12 protein-coding genes and 1 pseudogene are annotated in these 16223 nt (G+C 73.4%); 11 read left to right on the top strand and 2 right to left on the bottom strand.

Annotated features, from left to right (window positions below):
- Positions 1–1230 precede the first annotated feature (1230 nt).
- The 6 genes and pseudogenes from K7854_RS37880 to K7854_RS36135 form a co-directional block, all read left to right on the top strand.
- Positions 1231–2532, top strand: a pseudogene (locus tag K7854_RS37880) (SWIM zinc finger family protein); the annotation flags it as partial.
- Between the two features lie 121 nt (positions 2533–2653).
- The gene (locus tag K7854_RS36155; RefSeq protein ID WP_372481114.1) at positions 2654–3817 is read left to right on the top strand and encodes an NAD(P)/FAD-dependent oxidoreductase; all 1164 of its coding nucleotides are present in this window, start codon (positions 2654–2656) and stop codon (positions 3815–3817) included.
- Entirely contained in the window at positions 3814–4092 is a 279-nt protein-coding gene (locus tag K7854_RS36150) for a (2Fe-2S)-binding protein (protein WP_226030798.1), read from the top strand. Before K7854_RS36155 ends, K7854_RS36150 begins: the two co-directional genes overlap by 4 nt.
- Positions 4085–5611 carry an FAD/NAD(P)-dependent oxidoreductase gene (locus tag K7854_RS36145; protein ID WP_226030797.1) on the top strand — a complete coding sequence of 509 codons (1527 nt, stop codon included), beginning with the start codon at positions 4085–4087 and terminating at the stop codon, positions 5609–5611. Before K7854_RS36150 ends, K7854_RS36145 begins: the two co-directional genes overlap by 8 nt.
- Positions 5608–6504: a dihydrodipicolinate synthase family protein gene (locus K7854_RS36140; RefSeq protein WP_226030796.1), complete on the top strand. Its 897-nt coding sequence runs from the start codon at positions 5608–5610 to the stop codon at positions 6502–6504. Before K7854_RS36145 ends, K7854_RS36140 begins: the two co-directional genes overlap by 4 nt.
- Positions 6505–6506: 2 nt before the next feature.
- The gene (locus tag K7854_RS36135; RefSeq protein ID WP_226030795.1) at positions 6507–7508 is read left to right on the top strand and encodes a proline racemase family protein; all 1002 of its coding nucleotides are present in this window, start codon (positions 6507–6509) and stop codon (positions 7506–7508) included.
- Here K7854_RS36135 and K7854_RS36130 read toward each other — a convergent pair.
- Positions 7498–8178: a GntR family transcriptional regulator gene (locus tag K7854_RS36130; protein ID WP_226030794.1), complete on the bottom strand. Its 681-nt coding sequence runs from the start codon at positions 8176–8178 to the stop codon at positions 7498–7500. The genes K7854_RS36135 and K7854_RS36130 overlap by 11 nt on opposite strands.
- Positions 8179–8341: 163 nt before the next feature.
- Here K7854_RS36130 and K7854_RS36125 point away from each other — a divergent pair, with 163 nt between their 5' ends.
- Entirely contained in the window at positions 8342–10174 is a 1833-nt protein-coding gene (locus K7854_RS36125) for an ABC transporter ATP-binding protein (protein WP_226030793.1), read from the top strand.
- A gap of 22 nt (positions 10175–10196) precedes the next feature.
- Here the strand turns inward: K7854_RS36125 and K7854_RS36120 are convergent, their stop codons facing one another.
- Positions 10197–10958, bottom strand: a complete 762-nt coding sequence (locus K7854_RS36120) for a thioesterase II family protein (RefSeq protein WP_226030792.1) — start codon at positions 10956–10958, stop codon at positions 10197–10199.
- 398 nt (positions 10959–11356) lie between these two features.
- Between K7854_RS36120 and K7854_RS36115 the strand changes: the two genes are divergently transcribed.
- From K7854_RS36115 to K7854_RS36100, 4 genes are all read left to right on the top strand, one after another.
- Entirely contained in the window at positions 11357–14098 is a 2742-nt protein-coding gene (locus tag K7854_RS36115) for an AAA family ATPase (protein WP_226030791.1), read from the top strand.
- A 70-nt stretch (positions 14099–14168) separates the two neighbouring features.
- Positions 14169–14390: a hypothetical protein gene (locus tag K7854_RS36110; protein ID WP_226030790.1), complete on the top strand. Its 222-nt coding sequence runs from the start codon at positions 14169–14171 to the stop codon at positions 14388–14390.
- Entirely contained in the window at positions 14387–15148 is a 762-nt protein-coding gene (locus K7854_RS36105; RefSeq protein WP_308112607.1) for a thioesterase II family protein, read from the top strand. The genes K7854_RS36110 and K7854_RS36105 overlap by 4 nt, the downstream gene beginning before the upstream one ends.
- Positions 15149–15260: 112 nt before the next feature.
- Positions 15261–16223: beta-ketoacyl synthase N-terminal-like domain-containing protein (locus K7854_RS36100; RefSeq protein WP_226030789.1), on the top strand; the 963-nt coding region annotated here is incomplete at its 3' end.

The following is a 16223-nucleotide window of genomic DNA, read 5'->3' as shown; positions in this document are numbered from 1 at the left end:
GCCCCGGCCGCCGCGACGGGTCCAGGCGATCCGACGGGTGCCGGAGACGCGGGATCCATGGAGGAGCGGGCCGCTTCCGACGAGAGGCCCGCCCGGTCCGACGACACGGCCGAGGCGGACGGCTCGGGCGGCCCGGGCGGCCCGGAGGGCTCGGACGGCTCGGACGGCCCGGGAACGCCGGGCGCCTCCGGCAGTCTGGACGGTTCGGGAAGTCCGGGCCGCGCTGGCGACCGAGGTGTTCCCGACGGGGCGTCACCCACCGGCTCCGTGGGCGCGCGGGCCGCCCGGCCGGCGGACGTGGCGCGCGAGGCGTTGCGGGCGGCGCGGCGGCAGGCGAAGGCGGACGCGGCCTCCCAGGGCGGGCCGGCCAACAGCGCGCCGCACGCGCGCCGTTCGGCCCGTCCGGCCGGTCGTCAGCGGCGGGCGGCCGGTGCGGGCACCGCCGACGCCCGTGCCCGTGCCGTACGGGACTTCGCCGCTGGCGCCTTCCGGCTGCCGCCGGAGGCGGACCGGGCCGAGGAGACCCCGCCTGCCGGGGAGCCGCCTGACGGCTCCGCCGCCGACGGCCGGGCGGCCGCGCTCCCGGAGCCGGACCCGTCACCCAGCGCCGACCACACCACCGCAACCGCCGACACCGCAACCGCCGACGCCGCACGCGCCGCCGGTTCCGTCTCCCCCGAGGCGGGGGAGGACGCACCCCCGGACCCGTCACTCGGCGCCGACCGCGCAGCCGGTGCCGCTTCCGCATCGTCCGGGTCGCGGGCGGTCGCACAGCCGGGATTGGGCACACCGCTCGACGCCGACCACGCAGCTGGTTCAGCTTCGGCATCGTCCGGGTCGCGGGCGGTCGCACAGCCGGGATTGGGCACACCGCTCGACGCCGATCACGCCGCCGGTTCGGCTTCCGCATCGTCCGGGTCGCGGGCGGTCGTGCCACCGGACGTGGACTCATCGCCCGGCGTCGCCCGTGCCGCCGGTTCCGCTCCCGACCCCTCGCCCCGGGCGCGGGCGGCCGCGCACCCCGAGTCCGACCCGTCACCTGGCGCCGATCACGCCGCCGACCGTGCCGCCGGGTTTCCTGCCGACAGGTACCCGCCCGCCGGATCCCCTCCCACCGCCTCCCGGGCCGGGCACGCGCTGCCGCCGGGAGGGCCGGGAGGCGGCGACAAGTGGGCGCCGCCCCCGCAGCAGCCGTCGGGAACGGCGGGCGGCCGGGGCTCCTCCGCAGCACCGCCCGCGCGACCTCGCGCGCCCCGCTCGATGGCTGCCCCGGGACGTGACGGAGACCTCCGGCGCACCTTTCCCGCGCTGCCGCCCCGGGATGCCCACGACGAGGGCTTCGCCGGGACCTGGTGGGGAAACGCGTGGGTGACGGCGCTGGAAGAGGGCGCCCTGGACGCCGCCCGGCTGGAGCGCGGGCGGGGGTACGCGGAGCGGGGCTGCGTCGATGCCATCACCGTGACGCCCGGGCTGGTCCTCGCCTACGTGCAGGGCAGCCGTGCCCGGCCGTACCGCGTCCAGGTGCGGCTGCGGACGCTCGGCGACGCCGACTGGGACCGCTTCCTGGACGCCGCCGTCGAACGGCCCGGACACATCGCCGCCCTCCTCGACAAGGAACTCCCGCACTCCCTGGCCGATCTGGCCGACCAGGGCGTCCCGCTGCTGCCCGGCCCCGGCGACCTCACCCCGCGGTGCAGTTGCCCCGACTCCGGCCACCCCTGCAAGCACGCCGCCGCCCTCTGCTACCAGACGGCACGTCTGCTCGACGCCGACCCCTTCGTCCTGCTCCTGCTGCGCGGCCGGGGCGAGCGCGCGCTGCTCGACGCCCTGTCCCGGCGGAACGCGGCCCGCGAGGCCCGTGCGGCCCAGGACCGCGGACCGGCGCCCCTGCCCGGCGTCTGGGCCGCAGAAGCCCTGGCCCCGCGCGCCCTGCCACCCCTCCCGGCGCCGCTGCCCGCGCCCCCGCACCCCGAACAGCCACCGGCCTACCCGGCCGCACCGGGCGGCCCCGATCCGTTCGGGCTGGACCAGTTGGCCACCGACGCGGCCGCCCGCGCCCACGCCCTGCTCACCACCGGACGGGACCCGGTCGGCGGACTGACGCTGTGGCAGGACGCCGTCCGGCTCGCCGCGGCGCGCCCCGGCTCCGGCCTCACCGCGGGCACCCGCGCGCTCTACGCGTCCCTCGCCTCCGCCGCCGGACGCGACACGGCGGAGCTGGCGCGGGCCGTCGCCGCCTGGCGGCAGGGCGGACCGGACGGCCTGGACGTCCTGGAGGAGGCCTGGGACCCGCCGGCCGGCCGTTTCGACCGCGCCCGGCCGCTGCTGCTCGCCGCGGACCTCCCCGCCTTCCGCCCCTGGCGCAACCGCCTCACCCACCCCCGGGGACACGTCCAGCTCAGACTCGGCCGCGCGGGGCTCTGGTACGCGTACGAGTCGGAGCCCGGCCGCGAGGACTGGTGGCCGCGCGGCACGCCCGACCTCGACCCGGTCGGCGCCCTGACCGGCCTCGGCACCCGAGTCGATCTCTGACCCCTCGCCGACCGCCCCGGGTACGGAGGGGGCGTTGTCTTCCGCCTGGGGGATGTATAGCCTCACCCATGGCATGTGACATTGCACAGTGGGGTGCGTGCACGAGGAGGAGCCGTTGACCCTGAAAGTCGTCGTCGTGGGCGCGGGAGTCGTCGGAGCCGCCTGTGCCTTCCACGCCGCCTCGGCGGGCCTGGACGTCACGGTCATCGACCGCGGGCCCGTCGGCGCCGGGACGACGAGCCGCGGAGAGGGCAACGTCCTCCTCTCCGACAAGGAACCCGGCCCCGAACTCGCCCTGGCCCGGCTGAGCCGCACCCTGTGGGACGAGGCCGGCCGGGAGTTGGGCCCCGACACCTTCGAACTGGAGGCGAAGGGCGGCCTGGTCGTCGCGAGCAGTGCCGAAAGCCTCGCCGCGCTCCAGGAGTTCGCCGCCCGGCAGGAGGCGGCGGGTGTCCGGGTCGAGCAGGTCGACCGGGTGCGGGACCTCGAACCCCACCTCGCGCCCGGCATCCCCGGCGGCGTCCACTACCCGCAGGACGCACAGGTGCAGCCGGTGCTGGCGGCGGCCGCGCTGCTGCGAGCCGCCGTGTCGCGCGGCGCCCGCTGCCACCCGGGCGAGGTCGCCGGCGCCGTGACCGCCCGGGACGGCGGCCGGATCACCGGCGTCCGGACGGCGGCCGGTGCCGTGCTGCCCGCCGACGCCGTCGTCAACGCCGCCGGGACCTGGGGCGGTGAGGTCGGCCGTCGGCTCGGCGCTCCCGTCGAGGTGCTGCCGCGCCGCGGCTTCGTCCTGGTGACCGAACCCCTGCCGCCGATGGTCCGGCGCAAGGTCTACTCCGCCGACTATGTCGCGAACGTGGCCTCCTCCGACGCCGGTCTGGAGACCTCCTGCGTCGTGGAGGGCACCCGCGGCGGCACCATCCTCATCGGTGCCAGCCGGGAGCGCGTCGGCTTCGACACCACCATGAACACCGCCGTGGTCGCCCGGCTCGCGGCCCAGGCGTGCCGGCTCTTCCCCTTCCTGCGCGGGGTCCATCTGATGCGCGCCTACCGCGGCTTCCGGCCGTACTGCCCGGACCACCTGCCGGTGGTCGGCCCCGACCCGCGCGTGCCGGGCGTCGTCCACGCGTGCGGCCACGAGGGCGCGGGCATCGGCCTGGCCCCGGCGACCGGTGCGCTCGTCACGGCCCATCTGCTCGGCCGGCCCTGGCGCGGCGCCGACCCCGCCGACCACACGGGACTTCTCCCCGACCGCCTCCTCACCCCCGAAGGTGCCCACCAGTGACCGAGATCGTCGTCGACGGCGAACCCCTGCCGTACGTCGAGGGACAGACCGTCGCCGCGGCCCTCGTGGCCACCGGCCGCCTCGCCTGGCGCACCACCCGCGTCGGACACCGCCCGCGTGGCGTCTTCTGCGGCATCGGCGTCTGCTTCGACTGCCTGGTCACCGTCGACGGAGCCCCCGGACAGCGCGCCTGCCTGGTACCGGCCCGGCCGGGGATGACCGTCACGACCACGGTCACGACGACCGCCGCACCCCAGGAGGGTGACGATGAGTGAGCCCGCGGACCTGATCGTCGTCGGCGCGGGCCCGGCAGGGATGGCCGCCGCGGCCACGGCGCTGGCCGGGGGACTGCGCGTCGTACTGCTGGACTCCGGAACCGCCCTCGGCGGCCAGTACTGGCGGCACCCGCCCGAGCACGCACGCACCGCCGTCCCGACCGACGACCTGCACCACGGACTGCGCCGGTACCGCGCCCTGTGCGAGGCGTTGGCGGCGGGCCGGGACACGAGCCGGCTCGACCTGCGCCTGGAACACCACGTGTGGTCCGCCGTCCGTGCGGGCGACGGGTTCGCGGTCCACGCCGCCGACCGCCGCGAGGCACCGCGGGAGACCGCCGTGGTCCTGCGGGCACCAAGACTCCTGGTCGCCACCGGCGCCTACGACCGCCAACTGCCCTTCCCGGGCTGGGACCTGCCCGGGGTGCTGACCGCCGGCGGGCTGCAGGCGCTGCTCAAGGGCGCCGGAGTGGCGGCCGGAAGCCGCGTGGCGCTGGGCGGCACCGGCCCGTTCCTGCTGCCGGTCGCCGCCGGGCTCGCGGCGCGCGGCGTCGAGGTCGTCGAGGTGTGCGAGGCGGCCCACCCGCGGGCGTGGTTGCGCCGCCCCGGCCCTTTGCTGCGCAACCCCGGCAAGTGGGCCGAGGGCGCCGGGTACGCCGCCGCACTCGTACGCCACCGCGTCCCCCTGCGCCCGCGCACGGCGATCGTCGCCGCGGAGGGCGGCGACCGGGTGACCTCGGTGCGGATCGCCTCGCTGGCGCCGGACGGCAGTCCGCGCCCGGGCACGGAACGACGCGTCGCGGTCGACGCCGTCGGCGTCGGCTGGGGCTTCGCACCCCAGCTCGACCTGCTCGTCCCGCTCGGCTGCGCCCTCACGGACGCGGCCGACGGCAACGCGGTGGTCTCGGTCGACGAGGGCCAGCGCACCACCGTCCCCGGTCTGTACGCCGCGGGGGAGACCTGCGGAGTGGGCGGGGCGGCACTCGCCGTGCACGAGGGCCGGCTGGCCGCGGCGTCGGTCCTCGCCGACTCCCGCGCCAGGCGCGTACCGGCGCACAAGCACCTGACCGCCCTGCGGGCGGCGGTGGTCCGGCAGCGTGCCTTCGCCCGGGCGATGGCCCTGGCCCACCCGCTTCCGCCCGCCTGGTCCTCCTGGCTGACCGACGAGACCGTCGTGTGCCGCTGCGAGGAGGTGACCGCCGGGACGATCCGGACCGCCCGCGCCGACGGCGCACCCGACCACCGGCAGGTCAAGCAGCTGACCCGGGCCGGCATGGGCTGGTGCCAGGGCCGGATGTGCGGACCCGCCGTGCACTGCCTCACGGCACGGAAGCGGGCCTACGAGCCCGCGGAACGGCTGGTCGCGACGCCCGTCACCCTCGGAGCGCTCGCCGACCTCGACGAAGAACCGCCGCCACCGCCCATATCGCCGACATCACCGGCACCGCCGCGACCACCGGCACCGTCGGCACCGACGGCACCGACGGACAACGGTGAAACCGACAAGGAGTGTTCATGAGCGAGACCCGCAAGCCCTGGCACGGCGTCATCGTCGCGACCGCCCTGCCGTTCCACGACGACCTCTCCATCGACTTCGCGGCCTACGGCGAGAGCGTCGCCCGCCTCGCCGAGCAGGGGATGCACGGCGTCGCCCCCAACGGCTCGCTGGGCGAGTACCAGACCCTCACCTACGAGGAGCGCGACCGCGTCGTCGAGACCGCCGTCGCCAACGCCCCCGAAGGGTTCACCGTCATGCCGGGCGTCGGCGCCTACGGCGGCCGCGAGGCCGAGCGGCACGCCCGGTTCGCCAAGGACGCGGGCTGCCAGGCGGTGATGTGCCTGCCGCCGAACGCCTACCGCGCCGACGACCGCGCGGTGCTCGAACACTTCGAGCGGGTGGCCTCGGTGGGCCTGCCCGTCACCGCGTACAACAACCCCATCGACACCAAGGTGGACCTGCGTCCCGACCTGCTGGCCAAGCTGCACGCCGAGGGGTTCGTCGTCGGGGTCAAGGAGTTCTCCGGCGACGTCCGGCGGTGCTATGAGATCTCCGAGCTGGCCCCCGGCCTCGACCTCATGATCGGCACCGACGACACCGTGCTCGAAGTCGCCCTCGCCGGCGCCAAGGGCTGGGTCGCCGGGTACCCGCAGGTCTTCCCCCGGGCCTGTCTCGCCCTGTACGAGGCGTCCGTCCGGGGCGACCTGGAGACGGCGCTGCCGCTCTACCGCCAACTGCACCCGGTGCTGCGCTGGGACAGCAAGACGGAGTTCGTCCAGGCCATCAAGCTCGGCCAGGAGATGACCGGCCGCCGCGGCGGCGGCTGCCGCCCGCCGCGACAGCCGCTCGCCCCGGAGACGGAGGCCGTCGTACGCGCCGCCACCCAGGCCCTGATCGACGCGGGGGTGAACTGACGATGCGCTCGACGGTCTGCTACCACGCCGTCGACTCCCACACCGAGGGCATGCCCACCCGCGTGATCACGGGCGGGGTGGGGGACCTGCCCGGCGCGACGATGTTCGAGAAACGGCAGCGGTTCGTCGCCGAACGCGACCACCTGCGCACCCTGCTCATGTGCGAACCCCGCGGACACGCCTCGATGTCGGGGGCGATCCTGCAGCCGCCGACCCGGCCCGACGCCGACTACGGCGTGCTGTTCATCGAGGTCTCCGGCTGCCTGCCGATGTGCGGGCACGGCACCATCGGGGTGGCGACGGTCCTCGTCGAGACCGGAATGGTCCCGGTGGCCGAACCGGAGACCCTGGTGCGGCTCGACACACCGGCGGGGCTGGTCACGGCCCGGGTACGGGTGCGCGACGGCCACGCCGAGTCGGTGACCCTGGAGAACGTCGCCTCGTACTGCCACGCACTCGACCAGGTCGTCGACGTCCCCGGCCACGGGACGGTGCCCTACGACATCGCCTACGGCGGCAACTTCTACGCCTTCGTCCGCACCGACGACCTCGGCATCCCCTTCGAGCGGGCGCACAAGCAGCGGCTGCTCGACGCCGGACTGGCCGTCATGGACGCGATCAACAAGCAGCACCCGGTGTCCCATCCGGAGAATCCGGCCATCGACGTGTGCCACCACGTCTACCTCGAGGCCCCCGGATCGACCGCACGCCACTCGCGGCACGCCATGGCGATCCACCCGGGCTGGTTCGACCGGTCGCCGTGCGGCACGGGCACCAGTGCCCGGATGGCGCAGCTCCACGCCCGCGGTCTGCTCCCGGCCGGTCAGGACTTCGTCAACGAGTCCTTCATCGGCTCCCGGTTCGTCGGCCGGGTCCTCGGCGAGACGACGGTCGGGGACCGCCCCGCCGTCCTGCCGTCCGTCACCGGCCGCGCCTGGATCACCGGCACCGCGCAGTACCTGCTCGACCCCTCGGACCCCTACCCGGCCGGTTTCACCCTCTGAGGGACTCGTCGGTGCCGTCCGCCCAGAGCGTGCGGACGTGCGCGAGATGGCGGCGCATGCACTCCTCGGCCTCCCGGCCGCGGCCGGCCACCATCAGGTCCAGCAGGTCGACGTGCTCCTGGGCGGAAGCGACCAGCCGGCCCGCCTCGTCCAGGCTGCCCAGCCCGAACAGGCGGGAGCGCTTGCGCAGGCCGGCCACCACCTCCACGAGATGGTGGTTGCCGGCCAGGCCCAGCAGTTCGAGGTGGAAGCGGTGGTCGGCTTCTAGGTACTTGAGGACGTCGTGCTCGCGGGCGGCGGTGACGATCTGTTCCGCCAGCGGCCGCAGCGCCTCCAACTGCCCGGCGGTCGCCGTGGCGGTGACGCGTCCCACGGTGGGAACCTCGATCAGGGCCCGGATCTCGGTGAACTCGTCGAGGTCCCGCTCGGTCATCTCCGTGACGCGGAACCCCTTGTTGCGCACCGCCTCGACCAGTCCCTCCCTGGCCAGGTCCAGCATCGCCTCGCGCACCGGGGTGGCGGAGACGCCGAGTTCCGCGGCCAGGGCGGGGGCGGAGTAGACGACACCGGGACGCAGGTCACCGGCGATGAGGGCGGCCCTGAGCGCGTCGGCGACCTGATCGCGCAGATGGGTCTGGACGGAGATCGCCGGGGACTTGAGATGCGGCATCCGTGCTCCTGCGTCCGACCAGCCGATTGACCCACACCATACAATGTCACGTTGCGCGCGGACGGGCCGAGCGGTGTCCGGTTCTCGACGGTCCGCGTTAAATGCCTGGACTGTGCACCCCGTTGGACGGGAGACTTCCCGCTTCCGAACCTCCGGGGGTGTGATGGGGACAACAGACACGCGAGGGCCGGCGCCGGGCAGGAGCGCCGTCGTCCTGGCGCTGCGCCACTACGGCCGGGAACTGCGGCGCCAGCGACGGCTGGCCCTGCCCGCACTGCTGCTGCCGGCCGTGGGCAACATCGGCATCCGCTACGTCGCCCCCCTGCTGATCGCCAAGTTGGCCGGACAGGCCGCCGACGACGGACTCGCCCTCGGCCCGGCGCTGCCGTACGTGCTGGGCTTCGGGGCGACGCTGCTGCTCGCCGAGGCCGTCTGGCGGATCGGGCAGCACTGCCTGAACCGGGTGGACGCCCTCGGCATGGAGCACCTGTACGTGAGCGGCATGGACGAACTCCTCGCCAAGGACGCCGCGTTCTTCCACGACAACTTCGCCGGGTCTCTCACCAAGCGGGTACTCAGCTACGGCAAGCGCTTCGAGGACTTCGTCGACACCGTGACGTACCGGATCGTGGGCAGTCTGGTGCCCCTGGTGTTCGGTGCCGTGGTGCTGTGGGGCTACGAACCGATGCTCGTCGTCGGTCTGTTCCTGATGATCGCGCTGACCGTGGTGGCCGCGACCCCGCTGATCCGGCGCAGGCAACGGCTGGTCAACGACCGGGAGGCCGCGGTCGCCCGGGTCTCCGGCCATGTCGCCGACAGCCTCATGAACATGGAGACCATCCGGGCCTTCGCGGCCGAACGGCGCGAGGCCGGCGAACACCGCAGCCGGGTCGCGGACTCCCGGCGCCTGACCCTGAGGTCATGGGACTACGGCAACCTGCGCGTCGACACCCTGATCGCACCCATGTCCGTACTGACCAACGTGCTGGGCCTGCTGGTCGCCATCGCCTTCGGCGGCCCGGGACAGGGCGTGGAGGAGGTCGTCGTCGCCTTCACCTACTACTCCAACGCCACCCAGATCATGTTCGAGTTCAACCAGATCTACCGGCGGCTGGAAAGCTCCATGACCGAGGCGGCCCAGTTCACCGAGCTGCTGCTCGACCCGCCCACCGTGCTCGACGCCGACGTGCCCGAGCCCCTCGCGCCGCGGGACACCGGCATCCGCTTCGAGGCGGTGACCTTCGCCCACACGGGCGCGCGGCCGATCTTCCAGGGACTCGACCTCGACGTGCCCGCGGGCGCCCGGATCGGCCTGGTCGGCAGGTCCGGCGGCGGCAAGACCACGCTCACCCGGCTGCTGCTGCGGATGTCGGACCTCGACGACGGACGCATCCTGATCGGCGGACAGGACATCAGCCGGCTGCGCCAGTCGGACCTGCGCTCACTGATCGCCTACGTCCCGCAGGAACCCGCCATGTTCCACCGCAGCCTGCGGGACAACATCGCCTTCGCCCGGCCGGGCGCCACCGACGCGGAGATCCGCGCGGCCGCCGAGGCCGCACACGTCACGGAGTTCGCCGACCAGCTCCCCGACGGCTTCGGCACGCTGGTGGGGGAGCGGGGCGTGAAGCTGTCCGGCGGGCAGCGCCAGCGCGTCGCCCTCGCCAGGGCCGTGCTGCGCGACGCGCCGGTCCTGCTGCTCGACGAGGCGACCAGCGCGCTGGACTCGGAGAGCGAACTCCTCGTCCAGGACGCGCTGTGGCGGTTGATGGACGGCCGTACGGCCCTGGTGGTCGCCCACCGGCTGAGCACCGTCGCCGGCATGGACCGACTCGTCGTCCTCGACCGCGGACGCGTCGTCGAGCAGGGCAGCCACCAGGAACTGCTCGCGAGGGACGGTGCCTACGCCAGGCTGTGGCAGCACCAGTCCGGCGGCTTCCTCGGCGAGAGCACCGGGACCGAGCCGGAGTCGGCCCTGGAACGCCCGATCGCCTGACGGGGCCGCGCCGTCACGGACGTCACCGGGTGGACTGGAGCAACCGGGACAGCTCGGCGATGACCTCGCCCGCGCGCGGCGTCAGATAGAAGTGGTCGCCCTCGAAGACGCGCAGCGCGAACGCGCCGCCGGTGTGCCGGCGCCAGTCCTCGGCCTCCTCCACGGTGGTCAACGGGTCGGCGTCGCCGACGAAGGCGTGGATCGGGCAGGCGACGGTCGGGGTACCGGCGGGCCGGTAGGTCTCGATGGCGGTGTAGTCGGCGCGCAGGGCCGGCAGGAAGAGGCGGCGCGTGTCCGGGGCGTCGAAGACGGAGGGGTCCGCGCCGCCCAGCGCGGCGACGGTCGCGATGAGTCCGGCGTCGTCCTGCCGGTGTACGGCCTCCTCCCGGAAACGGGAGGGCGCTCGCCGGCCGGACACGACGAGTCCGGCGGGCGACTCGTCCAGCTCCGCCTCCATCAGCCTCGCGACCTCGAAGGCGAGGGCGGCCCCCATGCTGTGCCCGAAGAACCAGGTGCGGCTCAACCGGTCCTTGGGCAGCGCGCGGAACACCTGTGCGGCCAGGGTGGTCAGATCGGCGACGGGGGTTTCCGTGTGCCGGTCCTGACGCCCCGGGTACTGAACGGCGAGAACGTCCGCCTTTCCCGCCAGGGCACGGGAAACCGGGAAATAGTAGCTGGCCGCCCCGCCCGCGTGGGGGAAGCAGATCATCCGGGGTGCCGTCCCGCTCGCCGGCTGGAAGCTGCGCAACCAGGCCGAGACATTTTCTTCTGGAATTACCGACATAAACCAATTTCCTTGGATTCGGCGACGGTGAGCGTCGACACCCGGTCGGTTCCCGGTTCCCGGTTCCCGGTTCCCGGTTCACTGTGTCCCTGGCTCCCAGGCTTCAGGCGGCTCTCGCGGCCGGCAACCCCTACGGCCCCCTACGCTCCCCCTCTCCCCGCCCGCCCGACACGGGGCGGACGGGGACGCTACGCGCCAGGAGCTTTACGCACAGTGCACGAACCTCCATTTTTTGCCATACCTTGACGTCTTGTTCCGTTCTGGCTTGCGAGAGCCGCTAGGTTGCGATCGTGAGGTGCACGGGGCGTGAGCGTCCTGTATGCACATCGGGGGAATCATGCGGTGAGCCCCACCTGGCCCTTGGCCGGGTGCGGCAACTGCTTCACACGGGGGTGTGTATGTTCTTCGTTGAATATGGTGCTGCGTTCCATATTCTCCAGGACTTAACGTCGTTGTCTGCCGCCGGAAATGGCCAGCTCGTGCTGGTGAACGGTACTTTGGGAAGCGGCAAGACGCGCCTGCTTCACGAATTCTCGGAATGGGCGTCCGAAAACGAGGCACTCGTGCTCTGGGCAACCGGTGCACGCGCCGAACAAGAGTTGCCGATGGGCGTGATCGATCAGCTGATCCATCACGCGGACCTGCCGAACGACCTCGTCTGCCGGCTGTCCCGGCTCATCGCCCGGCCGGCGCAGGAGTTCAGCGCGCCGGCGTTCGGCTCACCGGCCGAGGTGCCGGCCCTGCGGGAGATCTGCCGGCTGCTGCTGGAGCTGTGCACCGAGCGTCCCGTCGTCATCTGCGTCGACGACCTCCAGTTCGTCGACGCCTCCTCCCTGCAGGTGCTGCTCTACCTGCAGCACCGGATGAGGTCGCGGCGCCTGCTGCTGATCCTCAGCGAATGGGAACACCCGCGGGTGGCCCAGCCGCTGTTCCGGGCCGAGGTCACCCGGCAGCCGCACCTGCGGATCCAGCTGAGGCTCATGACCGAGGAAAGGATCCTCTCCTCGCTCGCAGGCATCACCGACGCGGCGGCCACCGTCCGGCTCGCCCGCAGGTTCCACCAGCTCAGCGGCGGTAACCCGATCCTCGTCAACGCACTGGTCGAGGACCTGCAACTCGCGATCGAACACGAGGGGGCGCCCGGCCCGGGTCCCGGCACGGGCAAGCGGTTCAGCCAGGCCGTCCTGACCTGCCTGCACCGCTGGGAACCCCAGATGTTCGACGTGGCCTGCGGGCTCGCGGCGCTCGGCGAGCGCACCTCCCTGCCCCGGCTCAGCCGGCTGCTGGACCTCGACGCGGCACAGATCGGGCACTCGGTCGAGGTCCTCACCCGGGCCGGCCTCATCCGCGCCGACCACGTGTGCGCGCCCGAGGTCGCCGCCGTGATCCTCGCCGGCATGTCCGCGGAGCAACGGTCCGCGCTGCACGTGCGCGCCGCCGGTGTGCTCTACGACGCCGGAGAGGACGCCACCGAGGTGGCCGCACACCTCCTCGCCGCCGCCCGCGCGGACGGCGACTGGGCGCCTCGGGTCCTGTCCGTCGCGGCCGAACGGGCCCTGGGCAGGGGCGACTCCACGACCGCGCTCAGCTGTCTCGGCCTGGCCCTGGACGCCGCCGACGACGCCCGTCAGCACCGTATGGTCCTGCGCCAGCTGTTCAAGCTCACCCTGCAGACCAACCCCACCGCCGCGTTGTCCTTCCTGTCGACCCTCAGCAAGGCACTGAGCGGGGGCAGGCTCGGCGACCGGGACGTGGTCTCCCTCGTCCGGCTCCTGGTCTCCCGCGGGGACACCGACAGCGCGGTGGCCGTCATGGAGGACGCCATGGCGATCGGCATGGTCCTCGGTCAGGAGGCCCGCCTCGAACTCGAGTTGACGTTCCGGCGCTGGTACGGCGTCGCATGCCCGCCGTTCCTCGCCTCCGACGGCCTGCGCGCCTGGTGCGCCAAGCCCACGGGCACCGGAGCACCGGGCCCCGACACCGGCCAGACCCTGGCCCGGGTGTGGGCAGCGGGCGGTGACGAGGAAAGCGCGGAGACGGCCGAAGAGATCCTCAGACAGAGCAGGCTCGGCGTCAGACCGCTGGAGACCATGAGCACCGCGATCCTCGCCCTGGCCCACGGAGGCCGGTACGACAGGGCGCTGTTCTGGTGCGACGAACTGATCGACCGGTTCAGCGACCGGGGCGCCACCGCGTGCCTGGCCGAACTGCTCGCGGTACGCGCCGACGTGTGCCTGCGCGGCGGCGATCCCGAGGCCGCGATCGAACTGGCGCAGAACGCGGTCACCCTGCTCCGGGAAGAGAGCTGGGGCCTGTTCGTCGGGCACCCGCTGTCGGTCCTCATCGAGGCCAACCTCGAACTGGGCCGACTGCGGGAAGCCGCCGACGCCGCCGCGCGGCCCATCCCCGAGACGCTGCTGGAGACGGCCGTCGGCGTCCGCTACGCACACGCGCTCGGCCGGCTCGCGATGGCCCGCGGCAGGATCACCGAGGCCCTGGACTACTTCCACGCCTGCCGCCACCGGCTGGACGTGTGGAACGTGCAGATCGGAGTGCTCGTCCCGCTGCCCGCAAGCATCGCCGAGGCACTGCTGGCCAGGGGCGACAAGACCTGCGCGCGCGAGGTGCTCCAGGACTGGCTGGAACAGCCCGCGTGCCGGGACGGCAGGACCGCGGGCACGGCACTGCGCCTGCTGGCCGCCACCGCGGCCCAGGACGAGCGGGTACCGCTGCTGCTGCGCGCGGTGGACCGGCTCAGGGCCGCCGACGCCCCCGCGGAACTGCGCCGGGCGGAACGGGAACTGCAACGTGCCTACGACGACGCGGGCCTGCGCCTCGAACCACGCCTCGAGCCGGCCGAGGACACCCGTCCGCCCCGGCCCGGACAGGTGCCCGCCCAGGCCGGCGTCGGTGCGGTCGGCGACCTCGAGGAGCTGAGCGAGGCCGAACTGCGGGTGGCCAGGCTCGCCGCGATGGGCCGCTCGAACCGCGACATCAGCCGCGAGCTGTGGATCACCGTCTCCACGGTGGAACAACACCTCACCCGGGTCTACCGCAAGCTGCGGATCAGCGGCCGGGCCAAGCTGTCGAACCTGTTCGGCCCCATGGCGGTGTGCGGACCGCAACAGGTCGCCGAATAAGGGGACCGGAGGGGGAAATAGGGGGTCGACGCGCTGGAAGGGCGACGCGGCTGACGCCTTTCATGAGTGCATGACGGTAACCGAGAGTCGACCCGGGCCGGTCCCGGCGACCGACAGCCGCTCACGGGTGCTCGAACTCGAAGGGCTCCGCCGCGAGGCCGCGGCGGGCCCCTCGTCCCGCGCGGCCGAACAGCGGCCCACGGCCGGACCGGCGGCGCCGGACCCCCACTCGGAGTTCTCCGGCGCGGCCCACTTCGTCGCCGACGACAAGGCGGGGGAGTGGCGGCAGTGAACCAGACCGCCCGAGTCGGCACCGACACCTGGGTGCGCCGGTTCGAGCCGCGCCCCGAGGCGGACATCCGGCTGTTCTGCCTACCGCACGCCGGCGGGTCGGCGCCGTTCTTCTACCCCTTCTCCCAGCAACTGCCCCGCGGAGTGGAGGTCCTGGCCGTGCAGTACCCGGGCCGCCAGGACCGGCGTGGCGAACCCTTCGCCCCAGACCTGCACACCCTCGCCGACGACATCGCCGAGTCCGTACAGCCCTGGACGGACCTGCCGTTCGCGCTGTTCGGCCACAGCATGGGCGCGGTACTCGCGTTCGAGGTGGCGCTCCGCCTGGAAGCCCGGGGGGCCGAGCCCCGCCTGCTGTTCGCGTCCGGCCACCGCGCCCCCTCGCGCCCCCGCTCCGAAGCGTTCGACGTCGACGACGACCGGCAGCTGATCGCCGATCTGCGCCAGGCGGGCACGGACCCCCAACTGCTGGGCGACCCGGAGGTGCTCGCCACCATCCTCCCGGTACTGCGCGGGGACTACCGCGCTTCGCTCTCCTACCGGTACCGGGAGGGACAGCGCGTGCGTTGTCCCGTCGTCGCCCTGGCCGGCACCGACGACCCCCATGTGGACGTCGACGAGGCGGCGGCGTGGGCGCGGCACACGACGGCGGATTTCGGAATGGAAGTCTTTCGCGGTGACCATTTCTTCGTGAATGCCCAGCGCGCCGCCGTACTCGATGTGGTCGGCTCCCGACTCGGTCTCGGTGGCGCCTTCTAGGGGTCCGGCCCCCGGCCTAGGGGTTGGCCCGGTCTCCTTCCCTGCATAGTGTCCCGACCGTATTACCGTCCCCCTGCCGGGAATGGCGGTGGACCCGGAGGAAAGGTAGCCGGTGAGCGACGAGAAGAAGCTTCTCGACTATCTGCGGCGCGCGACGAGCGACCTGCAGGAAGCTCGCAAACGTATTGCCGAGCTGGAGCGCAGCGCCTCCGACGAACCGATCGCGCTCGTCGGAATGGCCTGCTCCTTTCCTGGCGGAGTCCGCTCGCCGGAAGACCTGTGGCAACTGGTGCACGAGGGCCGCGACGCCGTTACCGAATTCCCGGCCGGGCGCGGTTGGGACGTCGACGGAATGTACGACCCCGAACCGGGAAAAGAAGGCAGGATATCCGCCCGTGAAGGCGGATTCCTGCACGATGCCGCGGACTTCGACCCCGCCTTCTTCGGAATCAGCCCGCGCGAGGCGCTGGTGATGGACCCGCAGCAGCGGCTGCTGCTGCGCACCTCCTGGGAGGCGGTGGAGCGGGCCGGGATCGACCCGACCTCGCTGCGGGGCAGCCGCACCGGTGTCTTCGGCGGCGTGATGTACCACGACTACGGCACCGGCAGCAGCGACGGCAGCCTGGTGACGGGCCGGGTGGCGTTCACGCTGGGGCTGGAGGGCCCGGCGGTCTCGGTGGACACGGCGTGCTCGTCGTCGCTGGTGGCCATGCACTGGGCGATGCAGGCGCTGCGCTCGGGCGAGTGCGACCTCGCCCTCGCCGGCGGCGTCACGGTGATGTCCACACCGGACATGTTCCTGTACTTCAGCAGGCAGCGGGGCCTGTCGGCGGACGGCCGGTGCAAGTCCTTCGCGGCCGGCGCGGACGGTGTCGGCTTCGCCGAGGGCGTCGGTGTGGTGGTCCTGGAGCGGCTCGCGGACGCCCGACGTCAAGGCCACGAAGTGCTGGCGGTCGTACGGGGCTCAGCGGTGAACCAGGACGGCGCCTCCAGTGGCCTGACGGCGCCGAATGGTCCGGCGCAGCAGCGGGTGATCCGGCAGGCGTTGGCGTCGGGTGGGTTGTCGGCTGTGGAT

This window comes from Streptomyces hyderabadensis (genome assembly GCF_020404845.1).
In the GTDB taxonomy this organism is placed as follows: domain Bacteria; phylum Actinomycetota; class Actinomycetes; order Streptomycetales; family Streptomycetaceae; genus Streptomyces; species Streptomyces hyderabadensis.
Note: the sequence above shows the minus strand (reverse complement) of the source record. Positions and strands in the feature narration are given on the sequence as shown.